The sequence below is a fragment of the Flavobacterium araucananum genome (assembly GCF_002222055.1).
GTDB lineage: Bacteria > Bacteroidota > Bacteroidia > Flavobacteriales > Flavobacteriaceae > Flavobacterium > Flavobacterium araucananum.
Genome location: NZ_MUGS01000005.1, coordinates 275003 through 295309, shown reverse-complemented (window position 1 = coordinate 295309; position 20307 = coordinate 275003). Strand labels below are relative to the sequence as shown.

Annotated in this window: 22 protein-coding genes; 16 read left to right on the top strand and 6 right to left on the bottom strand. The window is 33.5% G+C overall.

What is annotated here, in order from left to right:
* Positions 1 to 37 precede the first annotated feature (37 nt).
* The 7 genes from murB to B0A64_RS05440 all read left to right on the top strand — a co-directional run bounded on the left by murB (position 38) and on the right by B0A64_RS05440 (position 5486).
* On the top strand, positions 38 to 1051 hold the full coding sequence (gene murB / locus B0A64_RS05470; protein WP_089478551.1) for a UDP-N-acetylmuramate dehydrogenase: 1014 nt from the start codon (positions 38 to 40) through the stop codon (positions 1049 to 1051).
* 60 nt (positions 1052 to 1111) lie between these two features.
* On the top strand, positions 1112 to 1570 hold the full coding sequence (locus B0A64_RS05465) for a GNAT family N-acetyltransferase (RefSeq protein WP_089478507.1): 459 nt from the start codon (positions 1112 to 1114) through the stop codon (positions 1568 to 1570).
* 10 nt (positions 1571 to 1580) lie between these two features.
* Positions 1581 to 2195, top strand: coding sequence for an FMN-binding negative transcriptional regulator (locus B0A64_RS05460; RefSeq protein ID WP_089478506.1), 615 nt, complete (start codon positions 1581 to 1583; stop codon positions 2193 to 2195).
* An 83-nt stretch (positions 2196 to 2278) separates the two neighbouring features.
* Positions 2279 to 3385 (top strand): glycosyltransferase, encoded by a 1107-nt coding sequence (locus tag B0A64_RS05455; RefSeq protein ID WP_089478505.1) that lies wholly within the window; start codon positions 2279 to 2281, stop codon positions 3383 to 3385.
* The gene (locus tag B0A64_RS05450; protein ID WP_089478504.1) at positions 3376 to 3927 is read left to right on the top strand and encodes an RNA polymerase sigma factor; all 552 of its coding nucleotides are present in this window, start codon (positions 3376 to 3378) and stop codon (positions 3925 to 3927) included. Before B0A64_RS05455 ends, B0A64_RS05450 begins: the two co-directional genes overlap by 10 nt.
* A 155-nt stretch (positions 3928 to 4082) precedes the next feature.
* Positions 4083 to 4913: an energy transducer TonB gene (locus B0A64_RS05445; protein WP_089478503.1), complete on the top strand. Its 831-nt coding sequence runs from the start codon at positions 4083 to 4085 to the stop codon at positions 4911 to 4913.
* A 192-nt stretch (positions 4914 to 5105) separates the two neighbouring features.
* The gene (locus tag B0A64_RS05440; RefSeq protein WP_089478502.1) at positions 5106 to 5486 is read left to right on the top strand and encodes a PH domain-containing protein; all 381 of its coding nucleotides are present in this window, start codon (positions 5106 to 5108) and stop codon (positions 5484 to 5486) included.
* A 67-nt stretch (positions 5487 to 5553) separates the two neighbouring features.
* On the opposite strand, the gene B0A64_RS05435 is transcribed toward B0A64_RS05440, so the two are convergent.
* Positions 5554 to 6417, bottom strand: a complete 864-nt coding sequence (locus B0A64_RS05435; RefSeq protein WP_089478501.1) for a M48 family metalloprotease — start codon at positions 6415 to 6417, stop codon at positions 5554 to 5556.
* A 327-nt stretch (positions 6418 to 6744) separates the two neighbouring features.
* Between B0A64_RS05435 and lipA the strand changes: the two genes are divergently transcribed.
* The 3 genes from lipA to B0A64_RS05420 all read left to right on the top strand — a co-directional run bounded on the left by lipA (position 6745) and on the right by B0A64_RS05420 (position 10900).
* A complete protein-coding gene (lipA, locus tag B0A64_RS05430) occupies positions 6745 to 7611 on the top strand; it encodes a lipoyl synthase (protein WP_089478500.1) in 867 nt (288 codons plus the stop codon).
* A gap of 92 nt (positions 7612 to 7703) precedes the next feature.
* Entirely contained in the window at positions 7704 to 8702 is a 999-nt protein-coding gene (gene gap, locus B0A64_RS05425; RefSeq protein ID WP_089478499.1) for a type I glyceraldehyde-3-phosphate dehydrogenase, read from the top strand.
* 26 nt (positions 8703 to 8728) lie between these two features.
* Positions 8729 to 10900 carry a tetratricopeptide repeat-containing hybrid sensor histidine kinase/response regulator gene (locus tag B0A64_RS05420; protein WP_089478498.1) on the top strand — a complete coding sequence of 724 codons (2172 nt, stop codon included), beginning with the start codon at positions 8729 to 8731 and terminating at the stop codon, positions 10898 to 10900.
* A 29-nt stretch (positions 10901 to 10929) separates the two neighbouring features.
* Here B0A64_RS05420 and lpxK read toward each other — a convergent pair whose 3' ends face one another.
* The 3 genes from lpxK to B0A64_RS05405 are packed head-to-tail and all read right to left on the bottom strand — an operon-like array spanning position 10930 to position 12468.
* A complete protein-coding gene (gene lpxK, locus B0A64_RS05415; protein ID WP_089478497.1) occupies positions 10930 to 11952 on the bottom strand; it encodes a tetraacyldisaccharide 4'-kinase in 1023 nt (340 codons plus the stop codon).
* A gap of 4 nt (positions 11953 to 11956) precedes the next feature.
* On the bottom strand, positions 11957 to 12238 hold the full coding sequence (locus B0A64_RS05410) for a Txe/YoeB family addiction module toxin (protein WP_089478496.1): 282 nt from the start codon (positions 12236 to 12238) through the stop codon (positions 11957 to 11959).
* Complete coding sequence (locus B0A64_RS05405; RefSeq protein ID WP_089478495.1) at positions 12214 to 12468, bottom strand: DUF2683 family protein; 255 nt, start codon at positions 12466 to 12468, stop codon at positions 12214 to 12216. The genes B0A64_RS05410 and B0A64_RS05405 overlap by 25 nt, the downstream gene beginning before the upstream one ends.
* Positions 12469 to 12688: 220 nt before the next feature.
* Between B0A64_RS05405 and B0A64_RS05400 the strand changes: the two genes are divergently transcribed.
* The 3 genes from B0A64_RS05400 (at position 12689) to B0A64_RS05390 (ending at position 15599) form a co-directional block, all read left to right on the top strand.
* Positions 12689 to 13783 (top strand): Nif3-like dinuclear metal center hexameric protein, encoded by a 1095-nt coding sequence (locus B0A64_RS05400; protein ID WP_089478550.1) that lies wholly within the window; start codon positions 12689 to 12691, stop codon positions 13781 to 13783.
* 3 nt (positions 13784 to 13786) lie between these two features.
* Complete coding sequence (locus B0A64_RS05395; protein WP_055093298.1) at positions 13787 to 14566, top strand: zinc ribbon domain-containing protein; 780 nt, start codon at positions 13787 to 13789, stop codon at positions 14564 to 14566.
* 181 nt (positions 14567 to 14747) lie between these two features.
* Positions 14748 to 15599: an alpha/beta fold hydrolase gene (locus B0A64_RS05390; RefSeq protein ID WP_089478494.1), complete on the top strand. Its 852-nt coding sequence runs from the start codon at positions 14748 to 14750 to the stop codon at positions 15597 to 15599.
* Between the two features lie 129 nt (positions 15600 to 15728).
* Here the strand turns inward: B0A64_RS05390 and B0A64_RS05385 are convergent, their stop codons facing one another.
* On the bottom strand, positions 15729 to 16418 hold the full coding sequence (locus B0A64_RS05385; RefSeq protein ID WP_089478493.1) for an ArsR/SmtB family transcription factor: 690 nt from the start codon (positions 16416 to 16418) through the stop codon (positions 15729 to 15731).
* 75 nt (positions 16419 to 16493) lie between these two features.
* Here B0A64_RS05385 and B0A64_RS05380 point away from each other — a divergent pair, with 75 nt between their 5' ends.
* The 3 genes from B0A64_RS05380 (at position 16494) to rluF (ending at position 19197) form a co-directional block, all read left to right on the top strand.
* Positions 16494 to 17651: a cytochrome P450 gene (locus B0A64_RS05380; RefSeq protein ID WP_089478492.1), complete on the top strand. Its 1158-nt coding sequence runs from the start codon at positions 16494 to 16496 to the stop codon at positions 17649 to 17651.
* Between the two features lie 7 nt (positions 17652 to 17658).
* Positions 17659 to 18003, top strand: coding sequence for an antibiotic biosynthesis monooxygenase family protein (locus tag B0A64_RS05375; protein WP_089478491.1), 345 nt, complete (start codon positions 17659 to 17661; stop codon positions 18001 to 18003).
* A gap of 342 nt (positions 18004 to 18345) precedes the next feature.
* Positions 18346 to 19197: a 23S rRNA pseudouridine(2604) synthase RluF gene (gene rluF, locus B0A64_RS05370; protein WP_089478490.1), complete on the top strand. Its 852-nt coding sequence runs from the start codon at positions 18346 to 18348 to the stop codon at positions 19195 to 19197.
* A 73-nt stretch (positions 19198 to 19270) separates the two neighbouring features.
* Here rluF and B0A64_RS05365 read toward each other — a convergent pair whose 3' ends face one another.
* The gene (locus B0A64_RS05365) at positions 19271 to 20197 is read right to left on the bottom strand and encodes a magnesium transporter CorA family protein (RefSeq protein ID WP_089478549.1); all 927 of its coding nucleotides are present in this window, start codon (positions 20195 to 20197) and stop codon (positions 19271 to 19273) included.
* Between the last annotated feature and the right edge of the window lie 110 nt (positions 20198 to 20307).

The window sequence follows — 20307 nt, the reverse complement described above, 5'->3', positions numbered from 1 at the left end:
TCTTCCGATGATTCGGAACTCAAAAAGCCTTTTATTTATGGAAATCCAATCCAATTTTTCTTTAAAAAATTACAATACTTTTGGCATCGAAGCCAAAGCGAAACAATTTGTTGCCGTTCGTTCTATCGATGAATTAAAAACCATTTTGAAAGAAAACAAAAACGAGAAAAAATTTATTTTAGGCGGAGGGAGCAATATGCTTTTAACGAAAGATATCGAAGCTTTAGTAATTCATATCGATCTAAAAGGTAAAAAAGTAATTAAGGAAGACGATGATTTTGTCTGGGTAGAAAGTCAGGCGGGAGAAACCTGGCATGACTTTGTACTTTATACTATCGAAAACAATTTTGGAGGTTTAGAAAACATGTCGCTGATTCCCGGAAATGTAGGTACAACACCGGTTCAGAATATTGGCGCTTACGGCACAGAAATTAAAGACACCTTTGTTTCTTGCGAAGCCCTGAATATTGAAACTCAGGAAATAAAAACTTTTACGAATACCGAATGTAATTTTGGATACCGTGAAAGCATCTTTAAAAACGAAATCAAAGATCAATATATTATTACAGCTGTGGTTTATAAACTAACGAAACGTAATCATAAAATAAACATTTCATACGGAGATATAACGGCTGAATTGGCCAAAAATAATATTACAACTCCTACTCTAAAAGAGGTCAGTAATGCTGTAATTGCGATCAGACAAAGTAAGTTGCCGGATCCTAAAGAATTAGGAAACAGCGGAAGTTTTTTTAAGAATCCAATTCTTTTAAAATCTGATTTCGAAAAGATCCATCAAAAGTTTCCAGAAATGAAATATTATGAAGTTTCAGAAACTGAAGTAAAAGTTCCGGCAGGCTGGTTAATCGAACAGGCGGGTTTTAAAGGAAAACGTTTTGGAGATGCGGGAGTTCATAAAAATCAGGCATTGGTTTTGGTAAATTACGGAAACGCAACCGGACAGGAAATTCTGGCCGTTTCGAAAGATGTTCAAAAAACGGTTTTCGAAAAATTCGGAATTCAGATTGAGGCTGAAGTAAATGTGATTTAAAAGTTTTTTTCCACGAATTATACTAATTCTCACCATTTAAAACATCCATAGCTTAGCTATATGAAAGAAACTATTTCCATAAAAACCATAAATCCGAATGATGAAAAAGTTCTGGCAATCATCGAAGAATTGTCGGAAAATCTTTATCTTCGTTTTGGGAGCGACGGAAAAAATTCGTTTACAGATTGGGAAAATGACAATTCGAAATTTGTATTTGTCACAGCCCAAATCGACAATGATATTGTAGGTTGCGGAGCGATTAGACCCATAAATGACACTACCGGAGAAGTAAAACGAATGTATTCGAAATTTCCCGGAAAGAAAACAGGTCAAACGATCTTAGCCTTTTTAGAGAACAAAGCAATAGCGCTGGGTTATACTAATTTGGTTTTAGAAACACGGGTAAAAAATGAAAGTGCTGTTCAGTTTTATCAAAAACAAGGATATAAAATAATTCCGAATTACGGAAAATATACAGATCGACCGGAAGCTATTTGCCTGGGGAAATCTTTAAATTAAAATGTAAAAAATGTATACGCCAAACTTATACAAAGATGAAGATCCGGAATCGATCAGAACTTTTTTGAAAGAAAATAGTTTTGGTATTCTGATCAATCAGACCCACGGAAAATTATGTGCAACACATATTCCCATAGAACTTGAAATTGATGCAGATGGAAAGGAGATTTTACAAGGACATCTTTCAAAACTAAATCCACAAGCAGAAGGTTTTGCTCAAAACGATCAGGTTTTAGCAGTATTTACCGGTCCACACAGTTATATTTCATCTTCCTGGTACGATCATGAAAATGTTCCTACCTGGAATTACATAGCCGTACATGTTTACGGTAGGATAAAAATTGTAGACGAAGCAACTTCTATAGAGCAGCTTAAAAAACTGGTCGATAAATATGAAGCCAATTCTGTAAATCCGGTTCGTGTTGAAGATTTATCTACGAAGACAATGCGTGAAGCCAGAGGAATCTTTGGTTTTGAAATTGAAATTGATGAAATTCAGGCAACCAAAAAACTATCACAAAACCGGGATGATCATAATTACAAAAACATTATTTCAGAATTAGAAAAAACAGAAAACCCTCAGGCTATTGCTGTTGCAAAAGAAATGTCAAAATGCCGAAAGTAAATCGGCTTTAGCCATTGAAATCTAGGAATTCATAAGTACATTTGCACGCGCAAGATTCAGAAATTAAAAGACATTAAAATCAGATGCTTATAACTTTATTTTACTTCTTTATTGCTATTGTTTTTATTCAGGTTTTCTATTACTTAGGAATTTTTGGAAAGTTTGCTTTTGGGAAACCACAAGAGATCATTCAAAAAAAACTTCCTGTATCAGTAATTGTGTGTGCTAAAAATGAGGAAGAAAACGTTAAAAAATTCATTCCGTTATTAGCAGAACAAGACTATCCTGATTTCGAAATTGTACTAATTGATGATGCTTCAAGCGATGAAACCTTAGAGGTTTTCGAGCAATTTGAACAACAATATCCAAACATTCGTCTGGTAAAAGTACAAAACAATGAGGCTTTTTGGGGAAATAAAAAGTATGCTTTAACATTAGGAATCAAAGCTTCGCAAAAAGAATATTTACTGTTTACAGATGCAGATTGTTATCCAAATTCAAAAGATTGGATTACTGCGATGACATCGCATTTTACAACCGAAAAAACAATCGTTTTAGGATATGGTGGTTACGAAAAAATAGAACGTTCTATATTGAATAAAATTATTCGTTTTGAAACCATTCTAACAGCTGTACAATATTTTTCATGGGCAAAAGCAGGACTTCCTTATATGGGTGTTGGACGTAATTTAGCCTATAAAAAAGAGGAATTTTTTAATGTAAATGGTTTTATCGAACACATTCAGGTACGTTCAGGCGATGATGACTTGTTTATAAATCAGGCAGCAAACAAAGCCAACACTACAATATCTTATGCACCGGAAAGTTTTACTTATTCTAAACCAAAAGAAACTTATAGCGCCTGGTTTACACAAAAAAGAAGACATGTATCTACGGCTCAATATTATAAATCTTTTGATAAATTACAATTAGGGTTGTTCTTTACTTCGCAGTTATTTTTCTTTCTATTGGCAATACTACTGTTGGCATTTCAATTTCAATGGATTGCTGTATTGGCTATTTTAGCAACCCGCTATACGGTTGCATGGATCGTAATGGGATTTTCTGCAGGAAAATTAAGAGAAAATGACCTGAAAGTTTGGTTTCCTATCGTAGAAATCGTGCTTATATTCACGCAAATTAATATCTTTATAACTAATATCTTTTCAAAACCTGTATATTGGAAATAAATTCTAAAATAGAAAAAGCAAAAAAGGGCGATCAAATCGCCTTTACTTTTTTATTAGATTATTTTTGGAACGAAGTGTACGGTTTTATGTTAAAACGTACTGAAAACGAAACTACTGCCGAAGATATCACTATTGAAACTTTTTCGAAAGCTTTTGACAAAATCGCTACTTACAATTCAGAATTTCAATTTAACACCTGGTTAATTGCGATCGCAAAAAATGTATACATTGATTTGTTGCGTAAAAAGAAAACGAATCTTTTTATCGAAATCACTGATACCGAAGACCAACAGGCATACAATATTGCCGACACTACTCCATCTGCAGAAGATGCTTTAATCAAAGAGCAAAATCTTTCCCGCCTGCTACAATGTATCAAAGAACTTAAACCTCATTATCAGGAAGTAATTCAGTTACGTTATTTTCAGGAAATGACTTATCAGGAAATTGCTGTTAAAATTAATGAGCCTTTGAGCAATGTAAAAGTAAAATTACTTCGAGCTAAAAAATTATTAGCAGAAATCATCGAACGTAATAGATAATTTATTATCTTTAGTTAAAGAATAAGATATTGTTTGTTTTATTCTTAAAAAAGTAAATTATCCACACATTAAAACTACAACATCTCTGTTGTTAGCTAAACCCAAAACCTTACCGCTTATGATTTAACGTTACTTAACCTTAAAATCCATAAACTATGTCTAAATCAAGTATCTACGAAGCAAGCTGGACTAACCTTGTTTTCGAAAACAAAAACAAAGAGTACGGTGCGTATCAATTACGCCAGGAGAATTCTAAAACTACCGTTACCGCTCTATTTATGGGTTTGCTATTATTGGCAGCTTTAGGAAGTGTATCAATGTTAATCAACAAATTTGGGACCGCAGATCCCGTAGAGACAGAACCTGTGATTTATGAACCGCTAACACCGGTAAACATAACTCCCATACCTGTTGAACCTGTAACGCCAAAACCAATCGCTCCGCCACAACAAAGTACAACTGCAGCTGCATCTACAAGTACACAACTGTCAAATCCCGTTGTAGCCCCTGTAGATCAGGCTACGCAAGCAGTTATTGCAACAAACAGAGAAAACACTCCTGTTGTTGACAATGCAAATGCCGGAGCCGGAACATCAGTAAATGTATTGCCAACAAGTGGCAGTGGAGATACGGTTGTCCCTGAACCTATTGACAACGGAAGCGGCATTGTAAACACTAACGTTCTTGACAAATTGCCTGAATTTCCAGGCGGAATGGCTAAATTCTACACTTATGTAGGAAACAATTTCAACAGACCTGAATTGGATGCTGAAAGAACCTTAAAAGTGTACGTTTCATTTGTGATCGAAAAAGATGGTTCTATTACTGATATCATGGTAAAAAACGATCCGGGTTACGGAATTGGAAAAGAAGCTGTAAGGGTTTTAAAATCATTAAAAACAAAATGGATTCCCGGAGTATTAAACGGGAAAGCAGTTCGAACTGCCTATAACCTTCCAATCACTATAAAAACGGAAGTAGAATAAAAAAGGAAAAGCAGAACTAACGTTCTGCTTTTTTTATGGGGATTTATTAAAGTATTCGAGATTAATCGCAAAAAACCTAAGCTTAATTTTCCTTAATCTCTTAAGGGCAGAAAATGAGTATTATTTTAATTTTAATTACTTTTACCACTCCTTAAAAGGAAAACTAAATCTATTAAAATTAAAATCTAAAAAATGGGAATATTTTCAGCTATTCTAGGCAACGCTGGTTCAGTAAGCCAGGAAGATTTACTTAAAAAATACGGACAGCTTTTGACTGATAACGAAGAAATCGAAATGGGTTTTAAACTAATCCGTGATACTTTTGTATTTACGAACAAAAGACTTATTCTTGTTGATGTACAAGGGATAACAGGTAGTAAAACAGAGTACAAATCGATTGCTTACAAAAGTATTACGCGTTTTAGTGTAGAAACTGCCGGAACATTTGATCTGGATGCCGAATTAAAAATTTGGGTTGCGAGCGAACTACAACCAAGTATTGTAAAGCAATTTAACAAATCTGTAAATGTTTACGAGGTACAAAAAGTATTGGCTTACCACGTTTTAGGTTAGTCTTAAAAATAAAACCCCGACAAATTTTTCTAAAACTTGTCGGGGTTTATTTTTCTATCAGAAATTATTATTTCTTTTTAGTTGTTTTCTTAGTTGTCGCTTTTTTAGTTGTTGTTACAGGAGCTGTATTTACAATTTTTTGTTGCACATACGCTTTATACAAACCATCTTTTTCGGCTCTTTTTTTGGCATCATCCGCTCTTTGTTTTGAATCCGGATGCGAACTCATCATCTGGTCGATAAATGAAGCTTCTATTCCTTCGCTCATTTTGGCCAAAATCCTAAAAGCAGATTCTTCGGCATTTACGTTGTAACCATTCTTTTTCAGGAAATCATACGAAAACAAATCAGCTTCAGATTCTTGCTTACGGCTAAATTTACTATCGATAATAGAACTTCCTATTTTTCCTAACTGGCTGTCTGTTACTGTCGCCAATTTTGTCGACTGTGATGCTGCAGCATCCATTAAAGCTTCTTTTTTGTAAGCTGCTTTTATAGCATCCTGAGAATCATGATTGGCAACGTGACCAATTTCATGACCAATTACAGCCAATAATTCATTATCGTCCATGATATCCATAAGTCCGGAATATACACGCACACTTCCGTCAGCAGTAGCAAAAGCATTTACTTCTTTTAGTTTATACACTTTATAGTTTAAAGTATAACCATCTCCGGCAGTATGTTTTCCAAACACCCTGTTCAATCTTAAAGTGTAAGGATCTGTTGCGCTTGCAACTTCATGTTCAGCATCCATTTTATCAACAGCAGCTTTAGACAATGCAGCTGCATCAGCATTACTAAAAGTAAAACCCTGTACTCCTTTTTGAACTGCACCTATAGCTTTGTCTCCAAAATTAATCTGTGCATTCATTTTAGTAAAACCAAAAGTGGCCAGCAAAACTCCTAATACAATAAATTTCTTTTTCATGTTTTTTATTATTACAATTTAACAACAAATGTATTACAATGTTTACGTATTTTTATTTCTATTGAATTCATTTTATAACAAATAAAGATATAAATATTAAACGAGTAAAAATCAGACTACTGTCATAATTATTCTTCTTCTTTAAAAAAACGAACAAAAAGAAACTATTTAAATCTGTATTCTGATTAAAAAACAATAATTTAACACAGTGTTAAAACTATCTTCAAAACAGTTTTTATAATTGCAAAGAGATCAATGCCAAATTAAATCTTAAACGAATCTCCAAATAAACTACATTCCTTATCTTTGTACTTTGAATATTGATATATGGAAACAGTCATTGAAAATATACCAACTGGAAAACCTAAATGGTTAAAGGTTAAACTTCCAATTGGACAAAAATATACTGAACTTCGCGGTTTAGTCGATAAATACAGCTTAAACACGATTTGTACCTCAGGAAGTTGCCCAAATATGGGAGAATGCTGGGGCGAAGGAACTGCTACTTTTATGATTTTAGGAAACGTTTGTACACGTTCTTGTGGATTTTGCGGTGTAAAAACCGGAAGACCTGAAACGGTCGATTGGGACGAACCTGAAAAAGTAGCGCGTTCTATAAAAATCATGAATATTAAACATGCTGTAATTACAAGTGTTGACAGAGATGATTTGAAAGATGGAGGTTCTATTATCTGGATTGAAACCGTAAAGGCAATTCGACGAATGAACCCAAATACAACTCTGGAAACTTTAATTCCTGATTTTCAAGGAATCGAAAGAAACCTGGACCGAATTGTAGAAGCAAATCCTGAAGTGGTATCTCACAATGTTGAAACGGTTCGCCGTTTGACCCGCGAAGTACGTATTCAGGCAAAATACGATCGTAGTTTAGAAGTTTTACGTTACCTGAAAGAAAAAGGAATAAACAGAACCAAATCTGGAATTATGTTAGGTCTTGGAGAAACTGAAGAAGAAGTTTTCCAGACGATGACTGATTTACGCCACGCAAATGTTGATGTTGTTACTATTGGTCAATACCTACAGCCCAGTAAAAAACATTTGCCAGTAAAAGAATTTATAACGCCTGATCAATTTGCCAAATACGAAAAATTTGGTCTTGAGTTAGGTTTCCGTCATGTCGAAAGCGGACCACTGGTTCGTTCTTCATACAAAGCACAAAAACATATTTTATAAAAAATGTTATTCGTTTTACTGTTTAATTGTTTAATCGTTAATACACGATAAAGCAATTAAACAACTGAACGACTAAACAAATCATCAAAGGATTGAAAACAAGAATTGCTATTAATGGTTTTGGAAGAATTGGCAGAAATTTATTCCGATTACTTTTAAACCATCCTGAAATTGAAGTCGTTGCGATAAACGACATTGCAGACAATAAAACCATGGCGCATTTGATAAAATACGACAGTATTCATGGTGTATTACCTTTTAAAGTTAGTCATGACGAAGAAGGGATTATTGTAAATGAAAAACATTACTTGTTTTTTCATGAAAAAAAGATTTCAAATTTAGACTGGAAAAGCCATAATATCGATTTTGTAATAGAATCTACAGGAAAATACAAAACACACGAAGAGCTAAATGCACATCTTGAAGCGGGAGCAAAAAAAGTAATTCTTTCTGCTCCATCTGAAGTTGATACGATAAAAACAGTCGTTTTAGGGGTCAACGAGGATATCCTGGACGGAAATGAAAACATTGTTTCAAATGCAAGTTGTACCACGAATAATGCTGCTCCGATGATCAAAATCATCGATGAATTATGCGGAATTGAGCAAGCTTATATTACAACGATACATTCTTACACGACGGATCAAAGTCTTCACGACCAGCCACATAAGGATTTACGCCGCGCAAGAGGCGCCAGTCAGTCAATTGTTCCAACAACTACAGGTGCAGCTAAGGCATTAACGAAAATTTTTCCTAAATTGCATGAAAAAATCGGAGGTTGTGGAATTCGTGTTCCCGTTCCCGATGGTTCATTGACAGATATCACGTTTAATGTAAAACGTGCTGTAACAATAGAAGAAATAAATAAAGCATTTCAAGAAGCCTCAAAAACAAATTTAAAAGGAATATTAGATTACACAGAAGATCCTATCGTTTCTGTTGATGTAATTGGTAACACACATTCGTGTTTGTTTGACGCACAATTAACTTCCGTTATAGACAAAATGGTAAAAGTTGTGGGTTGGTATGACAACGAAATTGGATATTCATCAAGATTAATCGATTTGATTTTGCTTATACGAAAAACATAAGATTCATTGTAAAAGCATAGCCATACATGAAATACTACTTTTTTATTCTTTTTTGTATCCTTCATTCGTTTTTGTATTCTCAAACCAAAAAGAATACAGATAGTGTTATCTATTACAATAAGTTAGTAAAAAACAATCTTAACAATAAAAATTACGACCAAGCGGTTTTTCATACTAAAAAGTCAATCGATTTTTGCGAAGTAAGTCATAATGCCGAGGGTTTAGCCAATCAAACCTTTAAGCTTGGAAAAATTTATTACAATCAAAAAAAATACGAAGAGGCACTAAAAAACTTTCATAAAAGTGTTTCTTTATTTACGGATTTAAAACCCACCTGTACCAAAATTTTGGCCTTGCATTATATCGGGGTAACCAATACTGCAAAAGGCGATTATGAAACTGCCGATCTTTATTATAAAAAAGCCAATGCTCTTTTAAAACAATTAAAGATGGTTGATAAGGCTCAGGTTCTTAACTACCAGAAGGCCGTAGCTTTAAAAACAAATAAAAACTTACCATTGGCTGCCAAGGCTTTTTATGAAATAACCCGGCAACCTGATAATTCTTCTATCTTAAAAACAAAAACCAATTCGTATTATCAACTTGGTTTGATCGAAACTCAACTTAAAAGAAATGATTCTGCTATAATTTATTTTGATAATGCTTTAGATTATAATGAGCGAACAAATGATTTACAGCAAAAATCAAAAATCATTTTAGCAATAAGCAAATACTACAAACAAAATAAAAATTTTGATCTCGCCTACTCTTATTTAGACGAACACTATCAGATCGAGAATTATATTTTAAAATTAAAAAACGCGAAACTCGACCTTAATGAGTTCGAAAAATTCAAAAAAAATCAGTCCTTAAACAATACAATAAAACGCGAAAGCGAAGAGAAAATTCAGCTAAAAACATATCGTTATTCAAAATTAGTAAGCATTTTGGCGATTGCCCTTATTTCGATTTTGTCTCTTTTAAGTTTAGCATTGTATAAAAACAATATCATTAGAAATCAGAATAATTTACTTTTAAGAGAAAAAAACAAAGAACTTATTCTGGCTAAGAATAAAGCCGAAAAAGCATCAAAAGCCCGTTCAGAATTTTTATCAACTGTGAGCCACGAACTTCGAACTCCCCTAAATGCGATCAATGGCATTACACATTTATTACTTGAAGATAGTCCTAAAAAAACGCAGTTAAAATATCTGGAGTCTTTAAAATTCTCCGGAAATTATCTCACTACTTTTATCAACGAAATTCTCGAAATCAACAAAATTGACTCGACAAAAGTTGAAATTGAGAATATTAGCTTCAATTTAAAAGAACTGCTTTTTAACATTCAAAGCTCCTTAAAGGAACTTGCAACTGCCAATAAAAACTATTTTAACCTCGAAATAGACGAAACTATTCCTGATAATCTAATTGGAGATCCTACTAAAATATCTCAAATTATTCTGAATTTAATCAACAATGCTTTAAAATTTACACAAAACGGACATGTAAATGTTATTGCAAAATTATATGCCATAACCGAAGATAGCGCTACAGTATATTTTGAAATTGTAGATACGGGAATTGGTATCCCTGAAGATAAATTACAGACTGTTTTTGAAAGTTTCTCGCAAGGATCTATTGAGGTTAATCGTAAATATGGCGGAACGGGATTAGGACTTACCATTGTCAAAAAATTAATCGAGCTTTTGGGTGGAGAAATTAAACTAAAAAGCGAAGTTGGCAAAGGCTCTACTTTTACCTTTAAATTAGATTTTAAAATCAACACAGAACCTCTAGAAGTGGTAGAAGAAAAAAAACCATACAGTGATACTCAATTAAAACATAAATCGATTTTACTGATAGAAGACAACAAAATCAATCAGATGATTACGCGAAAAATGCTCGAAAACAAAGCAATTACGTGTGAAATTATCGACAACGGCGAAGATGCTGTTGAACTTTTGAAAGTTAAACGCTTTGATATGATTTTAATGGATGTTCATTTGCCCGGAATTAACGGAACAACGGCTACAAAGCTAATTAGGGAATTTGACAAAACAACTCCAATTATTGCTTTAACGGCTATTTCGCTTGACGAAAACAGAGACATGCTCTTGTCTTATGGCATGAATGATGTGATCACAAAACCATTTGTTCCGGATGAGTTTTATAGTATAATTGCCCGGTTTTTCGATTAGGGTTTTCTAAATCTGTTACGTTTAAGTCGCTACGAATCTAAATTGACTTTGACATATTCTAAAATTGTGGCATCAAAATTTTGCTGGTGCTTGATAAAGGTACTTTTTATAGGCAAGTAATATAATTGCGAGAGTACTTCAACATCTTTTAGGCGAACATAATCTTTTTCTGTAGTGATGATTTTTTTATTTTGAGCTTTCTTTTGAATGGTTTCTAAATCTGAATCAGAGAAATTATGATGATCCGGAAAAGTTAAACATTCGTCATTTTCACTTTTCAGATACTCAAAAAAGGGTGTTGGTTTTGCAATTCCTGCAAGAAGTAATTTCGACTCCTTTTTGATTGTATTCACTGCTATTTTTTCATCCTTACCATATATGGCATCATCATAATCTATAAACGTAAAGTAGATTTGTTGCGAACAAGAAACTTTTAATTTCAAACGAATCTCCTCTTGCTTTATCTCTGATAAATCTTTTGGACATTTGGTTACAATTACAATATTTGCTCTGTTGGCTCCACTCCTGCTTTCGCGCAAATTACCTGTTGGCAACATAAAATCATCTGCATATAAATCGTCATAAGAGCTTAGCAAAATATAAAATCCTGCTTTTACTTTTCGATGCTGATATGCATCGTCTAATAAAATTACTTGTGGCTTTTTATTTTGCGAAAGCAATTGTGTGATTCCGTTTGTTCTGTCAGCATCAACTGCTACCTGAATATTGGGAAATTTTTGATAAAACTGAAAGGGTTCATCACCTAAAATTTCAGCATTTGAAGTTGAACTGGCCAATACAAAACCTTCTGATTTACGTTTATAACCACGGCTTAAGGTCGCCACTTTATATTGGACTGAAAGTAATCTGATAAGATATTCTATTTGAGGAGTTTTTCCGGTTCCGCCAACACTTAGGTTTCCAACCGCAATAACAGGAATATCAAATGAATTCGATTTTAGAATTCCTTTGTCAAAAAGAAGGTTCCTGATTGTAGTTATGAATCCGTATAAAATGGCAAACGGGAAAAGTATTTTTCGAAGTAATTTCATAAAGTTATTTATCTGAATAATGTCCCATTGCAGAAATCACAAAAACGATTACAAGTTCGTCTTCAATACGATAAACTAATCGATCTTTTTGATTAATGCGTCTTGACCAAAGACCTGAATATTCATGTTTTAATTGTTCTGGATTTCCAAAACCCTGATCTGGATTTTCTGACAGTTCAATTAAAATTTTAGCAATATTCTTTATCGAAATTTTATTTCCTGATTTTTTATGTTTTTCAATATCTTGATTTGCGATTTTAGTTACTTCAACCCTAAACTTCCCCATATATCTTTCGGATCTAGCGTTGTAGTTTCGCCATTTTTAATATTTTCTTCTGCTTTTTTAACTTTTTCAATAAATTCTGGACTATAGATACTTGGTTCCTCGTTAACTTGTCCATAAGCATCTGTTTCAATAATTTCAATTTCCTCAAAACCTTTAAAACTATCAAACATGGCGATAAAGGCTTTCCCTATCTTAGTTCGTTCGTTTATTTTTATGGTTAGCGTTTTCATGATTCTTGATTTAAACACAAAGATACAAAATTGATACTATTAGTAATATAATGTAATACCACTAGTAACAATAAGTATTACCATTAGTATCAATAAGTGTTACCAGATATAATATTTTTCGTTAATTTGTTTTATGAATTCCTTTCAGATTCTAAGTTTCAAGATTTTCTCAACAACATGAAACTTGAAACAAATCAAACCTGAAACAAAAAGCAAAAAAATGAAAATCAAAGAAATATTAACAGTTCTTGAAGAAATGGCACCTTTGGCTTACGCCGAAGATTTTGACAATGTTGGCCTTTTGGTAGGTGACGCTGAAACAGAAAGCACAGGAGTTTTAGTTTGTCACGATGCTTTAGAAAATGTAATCGAAGAAGCTATTGCTAAAAACTGTAATCTGGTAGTTTGTTTTCACCCGATTTTATTCTCCGGAATTAAAAAAATAACGGGGAAAAATTATGTCGAACGTGCAATTTTAAAAGCGATCAAAAACGACATTGCGATTTATGCTGTTCATACTGCTCTGGACAATCATTCGGCTGGTGTTAATAAAATATTTTGCGATGCTTTGAGCTTAACAAATACTAAAGTTTTAATTCCGAAACAGAATTTCATCAAAAAACTAGTTACTTATACGACTCCTGATAATTCTGATAAAGTTCGAAATGCCATGTTTCAGGCCGGTGCAGGAACGATTGGCAATTATGACAATTGCAGTTTTAATACTGAAGGCTTTTTTACTTTTCAGGGAAATGAGGACAGTAATCCTGTAATTGGAGAAAAAGGAAAATTACATACGGGAACCGAAATAAAAATCGAAGTCGTTTTTGAAAAACAGTTACAATCTAAAATCCTAAAAGCTCTTTTTGCTAATCATATTTATGAAGAAGTGGCTTATGAAGTTTATGACTTGCAAAATTCACATCAGAATATTGGTTTGGGAATGGTTGGTGAACTGGAAAGAGAAATGGACGAAAAGGATTTTCTGTTTTTTGTAAAAGATAAAATGATTGCCGACGGAATTCGTCATTCTGCTTTTAGAGGCAAAAAAATAAAGAAAGTTGCCGTTTTGGGCGGATCCGGTAGTTTTGCCATAAAAAATGCAATCGCTGCCGGAGCCGATGCTTTTTTGACTTCAGATTTAAAATACCATCAATTTTATGAAGCCGAAAACCAACTACTTTTAGCCGATATTGGTCATTTTGAGAGCGAACGCTATACAAAAAACTATATTGTTGATTATCTTCGAAAAAAAATCCTTAATTTTGCCATCATTTTATCAGAAGAAAATACAAATCCAGTTAAGTACTTATAGAATATGGCGAATACGAAAGAATTAAGTGTTGAGGACAAGTTAAGAGCAATATACGATTTACAGCTTATTGACTCTAGAATTGACGAAATCAGAAACGTGAGAGGTGAACTTCCTTTAGAAGTGGAAGATTTAGAAGATGAAGTTGCAGGTTTAAGCACGCGTTCAGAGAAACTGAAAAGTGAACTTGAGGTTATTGAAGATCTTATCAAATCAAAGAAAAATGCGATTGATGAGCACAAAGAGGTTATCAAAAAATACACAAAACAACAAGAATCAGTTCGTAATAACAGAGAATTTAATTCGTTGACTAAAGAGGTTGAATTTCAAGAATTAGAAATTCAATTGGCTGAAAAGCAAATCAAAGAAATGAAAGCTTCTATCGAACATAAAAAAGAAGTTATTTCTAATTTAAAAGAAAAACTAGACGCTAAAAGTTCGCACTTAAAACATAAAAAATCTGAATTGGATGCTATTATGGCTGAAACTCAAAAAGAAGAAATCTTCTTGTCTGAGAAATCAGCTGAGTTTTCAGGTCAGATTGAAGAAAGATTATTAGCTGCTTACACTAGAATCAGAACTAGTGTTCGTAACGGTTTGGCTGTTGTATCTATCGAAAGAGGAGCATCTGCAGGATCATTCTTTACTATCCCGCCACAAACTCAGGTAGAAATCGCTTCCAGAAAAAAAATCATTACTGATGAGCACTCTGGAAGAATTTTAGTTGACAGCGCATTGGCTGAAGAAGAAAAAGAAAAAATGGAGCAATTGTTCTCTAAATTCTAAATACGAGTCCCGATTTTATCGGGACTTTTTTTGTCATTATTTTTTTGCCACGAATTTCACGAATTAGCACGAATTAATTAGTGTGAATTCATGAAATTCGTGGCAAAACTTTTTTACTAATCTTTGAAAATCATTTTAATCTGTGGCAAAACATTTTTTACCTTTAGAAAAAAATTAAGTTTTGGGAATTAAAAAAGGAATTCGTTTTATTACATTAAAATCAGTTGGATCATATATTAACTTCCTGAGTTACGTCCGTCCGCAAAAAGCTGTTGAACTTTCTTATGCCCTTTTTAGTCAGCCCAGAGTTGGGAGATTGCAAAAAGAAAGTTTACCCAAAATATTAAAAAATACAGAAACTGAAACGTTTCATCATAACGAACATAATTTCCAGACCTATATCTGGAAAGGAAATGAAACCAAAATTCTACTCGTTCACGGATGGGAAAGTAATGCTTCGCGCTGGAAAAAAACATTACCACATCTTCAACAATCAGGAAGCACTATTATTGCCATTGATGCTCCGGCTCACGGACAAAGTAGTGGTAAAGAATTTAATATCCCACTTTATGCTGAATTTATAAACAAAGCAGTAGAAAAATACCAACCCACCATTATTATCGGTCATTCTATTGGTGGTGCAGCTTGTGTATATCATCAATATTTATTTCCAAACACAAGCATTAATAAAATGGTGATCCTTGGAGCTCCGTCAGATTTAAAGACCTTAATAGACAATTATATCGCGATGCTGAGTTTAAACACTAAAATGTTTTCGCTCCTGGAAACTAAATTTATCAGCCGTTTCAATTTTAAAATTGGGGATTTCTCCGGTCAAAAATTCGCTTCACAATTTAATGTTTCAGGGTTAATCGCACATGATACTTCTGATACTGTTGTTGCGTTTGAAGAAGGAAAAAAAATCGCCAGCAATTGGAAAAACAGTCAGTTTATCGAAACCAAAGGTTTAGGACACGGAATGCATGATGATGAATTGTATCAAAAGGTAATTGAGTTTTTGTTTGCTTCTTAGAGAAAAGGTTCAAAGTTGGGGAGGTTCAAAGGGACAAAGGTTTTTTTTAGCTTCTAAAGTTCTAAGAAGCGAAGTCTTTTTTAGAAGGAAGAATTTACAGAATTCAAAATAATTCAACAATTTAAAGTTTTAAGAAGTCTGAACAATTATTTTAAAATATTTCAAGAATTCTTTTTCGCCTTTTCCTGTTATTGTTATGGCTCTAGAATCTTTAGTTTTTCTAATCCAGTCTTGTTCGAGCATCTTATTTAATAATGATGTTCCTATTGATCCTGCAATATGATTTCGTCTTTCGCTCCAGTCAAGACAAGGTTTTAAAAATATTCGTTTTTGCTTTTGGGCTTCTGCGGTATTAATCCCAAAATCAGAAAACCATTTTTCTCCTTCGGGGCTAATTTCAAAAGCTGAATCCTTTTCGATAATAATTTTTTGTTCTAATAAACTATCGGCTAATGCAACGCCAATTTTTCCGGCTAAATGATCGTAACAGGTTCTGCAATATTTAATTGGAGGATATTCTCCGGTTTTCTTTTTTAAAGAACGCTCTGGTTTCGGAATAAGATTTGCCATTGCTTCAACGACATAAGCGACTTCTTTATTAAAGAATCGATAATATTTATGACGGCCTTGTTTTTCTACACAGAGCAAATTTGCTTCAAGAAGTTTCCCTAAATGCATACTCATATTTTGGGGAGAGGTATGAACTGCAATCGAAAGCTCAGTAGCTGTAAAAGCCCGACCATCCAGCAAAGTCCACATAATGGCTGCCCTTGTAGGATCTCCTATCAATCCTGCTGCTTTTATAAATTGATCTTCCATTTAAGTTTTCATAGTTAAATACAGAATGAAGTATTCTTTTGTAAAGTTAAATAACTTTGCTAAAAACATACTAATATGACCTCTTCTTTATTCCTGCAATCTGATGTTTGCGATCCTTATTTGATCTATCAATCTATGTTGGACAAAAACCCGATATACTGGGATGAAGAGAATAAAATCTGGGCAATTTATTCTTATCCGTTTTGTGTCGAAATTCTGGAAAACCCTAACGCTTTTATTCCGGTAATAAACCCAAATAATAAGCAGAAACTTAATAAATATGCTTTAGATATCCTGACCAATTTAACCCGATTATCAAATGGTATACAGCATGAAGTAACCAGAGAAATTGCAATGTTGTTATTCACCAATATGAAAGCTATTGCAATTGCCCCAATCACTTCTCAATTGCTACAAAATGATACAACCGAAGACAAAATCGACTGGGTTGATTCTGTATGCAAAAAACTGCCTGTTCTGGTGATCCTGAAAAGTTTTAGTTTTACAGAAAATGATTGTGTTTTTATTTTAAAAAAAATCGAGGTTTTAGTCCAAATAATGCTTCCGGACAAAACGGAAGATCAGGTAAAATTGATAAATGAAGTTTGTGAAGCAATCTTTTCTATCGTCGAAAAACAACTCTTATCGTTAGATTTTACTGAACCTATATTAAGTAAAATATCAGAATCGCATATTCTTTCGCCAGACGAAACCAGAAAAATATTTGCAAGTAACCTGATCGGATTGTTTATCCAGAGTTACGATGCCGGCAGAGGAATTTTGAGTAATTCATTATTACAAATTATGGAACATAATAACTTTCCTGCCAAAGCTGCCATAGAGAAATCGATTGTAGAGACTTTGCGATTCGATCCGCCAATTCATAACACCAGACGCGTTGCAAATACGGCTATTCGTTTAGGAGAAACAATAATAAAAAAGGGCGACAAAATACTCGTTGTTCTTGCAGCGGCAAATCGTGACATTGATAAATTTAAAGAAGCATCAAATTTTGATACAGAACGTTTTAATAACAATGATAATTTGACTTTTGGGATTGGTGGTCATAATTGTCTGGCAAAATATTTTTCGATTCATTTGGCTACTGAAGCTTTATGTTTTTTATTTAAGGAACATAAAACGATTACTCTTTTAGAAAATAATATAAAATATGAACCTTTGATGAATGCCAGATTGCCTAAAGAAATTTGGATTTCAATATCTAATAAATAACATAACTATGATAGCTGTAATTTTTGAAGTAATTCCTAACGAAGGAAAAAAAGAAGAATATCTTGATATCGCAGCAAGTCTGCGACCGGAACTGGACCACATCGAAGGATTTATTTCGATAGAACGTTTTCAAAGCATTAGCAATCCGGAGAAGGTTTTGTCTTTGTCTTTCTGGAAAGATGAAGAAAGTATTCAGCAATGGCGAAATCTGGAAATGCACCGTCATGCGCAAGCTAAGGGAAGAAATGAGGTTTTTAAAGATTATCATTTAAGAATCGCTACTGTTGTTCGCGATTACGGAATGTTTGCCCGGGAAGAAACACCCGCAGATAGTACATCATATCATCGATGAAGGTTCAAAGTGGCAGAGGTTCAGAGGTGCAAAGGTTTTTTTTAAAGCTGCTAAGGTTCTGAGTTGCTAAGTTTTTTTTTAGACATTATTTTACAGATAAAGTAACTGGAAGTTTGCCCTCTTGAGAACGAAAATTAAAATCAGAAAAAAAATCCGTTTAAATCCGCGTCTTTGCGAAGCGAATCCGCATCATCCGTGTACTAATAAACTTTTGTCGGGATTTCGTTCCTCAGGATAATCAGATTGTGCAAAATTCACAATACAACAATACAACAATACAACAATCCAACAATCTAATAATCTAACATTCTAAGAAGTCTAAATTTTGCTTACTTTTGCAGTATGGAAGAGAATTTAAAACGTCTAAATAAATTTATTGGTGAAACAGGGTATTGTTCTCGTCGTGAAGCCGATAAATTGATTGAAGAAGGACGTGTAACAATAAATGGTGTTGTACCAGAAATGGGAACTAAAGTTTCGCCAAATGACGAAGTACGTATTGATGGGAAACTGATTGTAGAGAAACATGAAAAATTGGTTTATCTGGCTTTCAATAAACCTGTTGGAATTGAATGTACAACCAATCTTGAAGTTCGCAATAATATTGTGGATTATATTAATTATCCAAAACGTATTTTTCCAATTGGGCGATTAGACAAAGCGAGTGAGGGACTCATTTTCATGACAAATGATGGCGATATCGTAAACAAGATTTTACGCGCCAGAAACAATCACGAAAAAGAATATACGGTTACGGTAAACAAACCTATTACAGAACGTTTTATACAGCGCATGGGAAATGGTGTTCCGATTCTGGATACTGTAACCCGAAAATGTAAGGTTGAACAAATTAGCCAATTCACGTTTAAAATCATTTTAACACAAGGTTTAAACCGTCAGATTCGTCGAATGACTGAATATCTGGGTTATGATGTAACAGCGCTAAAACGTATTCGAATCATTAATATATCACTTGATATTCCGGTTGGTCGCTATCGTGATCTGACGGAGGATGAAATTAAAGAATTAAATCATTTGATTGAGCCATCAAGCAAAACTGAAGAAGCGAGTTTGCCAAAACCTGAAGCTCCAAGACGAAGAACCGATTTTTTATCCAAAGATGATGTTCCAAAACGACGAACTGATTTTATTTCAAAAGATGATCCCCGATTTAAGAAAAAAGGAGATTACTAAATAAGTGCTCCATAAAAAAATTCCCTTTTGCCAAAACGAAAGGGAATTTTTTTTGTGGTAAAACATTGTATCATTAAAACCATCTTCTTCTTTTAAACAAAAAGACACCTACAGAAGACAGCGTTACTGATATTAGAAGTAAAATCCAGATTCCATACTTACTTTCTTCTAAACCATTAGGGACGTTCATTCCGTACAAACTGGCAATTAAAGTCGGGATCATTAAAATAATAGAAATCGAAGTCATTTGCTTCATTATATTATTCATATTATTCGAAATTACTGATGCATAAGCATCCATCATTCCAGTCAAGATATTGCTGTAAATATTTGCTGTATCTTGTGCCTGACTTAGTTCTATATCAACATCTTCTAATAAATCCTGATCAAAGTTTTCTCTCTGGGCTTTTATATTTTTGATTCGGTGAAACAAAACATCGTTTCCTTTTAAAGAGGTAATAAAAAATACCAGACATTTTTCTATTTGCAAAAGTGCCTGCAATTCTTCATTTTTAATGGATTTCTCCAAATTGTCTTCGGCTAATTTTATCTTTTGATTAATTTGTTTCAGATACTTTAAATACCAAACACTTGATGATAGTAGTAATCTTAAAACCAGATCGAGGTTGTCTTTTATACTGATGTTTTTTCGCTTGGTATATTGTACAAAATCAGTAATTATTTCTGTCTTATAAAAACTAATGGTCACACAAACATCCTCTTTAAAAATTAAACCAATCGGAATGGTTTGAAAAGGTAGTTTTATATCATTACTTTTTATAGGCACACGCATGATAAACAAATTCCAGCCGTCTTCAGACTCCATGCGGGGTCTCTCGTCGATATCTTCAATATCATTATAAAAGGCTTCCGGAATTTGAAGTTCTTCGAGCAAGTATTTTTTTTCTGTTTCTGAAGGAGATTCAATGCTAATCCAGCAGTTTGGAGTCCATTCTTTTGTCTCGATTAATCCGTTGTTGTTTTTGTAAAAGGCTTTCATTTCAAAATTGCAGGGTTTTATCATAGCAATTTGAAAAATTCAAAAAGCTACTTTAATTTAATACTAACGAATAATAATCGTCCATTGGAGAAGTTTTTTTTAGGTGCTGC

Coding starts and splice junctions, on each gene's coding strand:
- rluF (WP_089478490.1), top strand. CDS start 18,346: ATGGAAGAGAATTTAAAACGTCTAAATAAATTTATTGGTGAAACAGGG.
- B0A64_RS05440 (WP_089478502.1), top strand. CDS start 5,106: ATGGGAATATTTTCAGCTATTCTAGGCAACGCTGGTTCAGTAAGCCAG.
- B0A64_RS05405 (WP_089478495.1), bottom strand. CDS start 12,468: ATGAAAACGCTAACCATAAAAATAAACGAACGAACTAAGATAGGGAAA.
- B0A64_RS05445 (WP_089478503.1), top strand. CDS start 4,083: ATGTCTAAATCAAGTATCTACGAAGCAAGCTGGACTAACCTTGTTTTC.
- murB (WP_089478551.1), top strand. CDS start 38: ATGGAAATCCAATCCAATTTTTCTTTAAAAAATTACAATACTTTTGGC.
- B0A64_RS05455 (WP_089478505.1), top strand. CDS start 2,279: ATGCTTATAACTTTATTTTACTTCTTTATTGCTATTGTTTTTATTCAG.
- B0A64_RS05420 (WP_089478498.1), top strand. CDS start 8,729: ATGAAATACTACTTTTTTATTCTTTTTTGTATCCTTCATTCGTTTTTG.
- B0A64_RS05460 (WP_089478506.1), top strand. CDS start 1,581: ATGTATACGCCAAACTTATACAAAGATGAAGATCCGGAATCGATCAGA.
- lipA (WP_089478500.1), top strand. CDS start 6,745: ATGGAAACAGTCATTGAAAATATACCAACTGGAAAACCTAAATGGTTA.
- B0A64_RS05400 (WP_089478550.1), top strand. CDS start 12,689: ATGAAAATCAAAGAAATATTAACAGTTCTTGAAGAAATGGCACCTTTG.
- B0A64_RS05410 (WP_089478496.1), bottom strand. CDS start 12,238: ATGGGGAAGTTTAGGGTTGAAGTAACTAAAATCGCAAATCAAGATATT.
- B0A64_RS05385 (WP_089478493.1), bottom strand. CDS start 16,418: ATGGAAGATCAATTTATAAAAGCAGCAGGATTGATAGGAGATCCTACA.
- B0A64_RS05365 (WP_089478549.1), bottom strand. CDS start 20,197: ATGAAAGCCTTTTACAAAAACAACAACGGATTAATCGAGACAAAAGAA.
- B0A64_RS05395 (WP_055093298.1), top strand. CDS start 13,787: ATGGCGAATACGAAAGAATTAAGTGTTGAGGACAAGTTAAGAGCAATA.
- B0A64_RS05375 (WP_089478491.1), top strand. CDS start 17,659: ATGATAGCTGTAATTTTTGAAGTAATTCCTAACGAAGGAAAAAAAGAA.
- B0A64_RS05435 (WP_089478501.1), bottom strand. CDS start 6,417: ATGAAAAAGAAATTTATTGTATTAGGAGTTTTGCTGGCCACTTTTGGT.
- lpxK (WP_089478497.1), bottom strand. CDS start 11,952: ATGAAATTACTTCGAAAAATACTTTTCCCGTTTGCCATTTTATACGGA.
- B0A64_RS05380 (WP_089478492.1), top strand. CDS start 16,494: ATGACCTCTTCTTTATTCCTGCAATCTGATGTTTGCGATCCTTATTTG.
- B0A64_RS05465 (WP_089478507.1), top strand. CDS start 1,112: ATGAAAGAAACTATTTCCATAAAAACCATAAATCCGAATGATGAAAAA.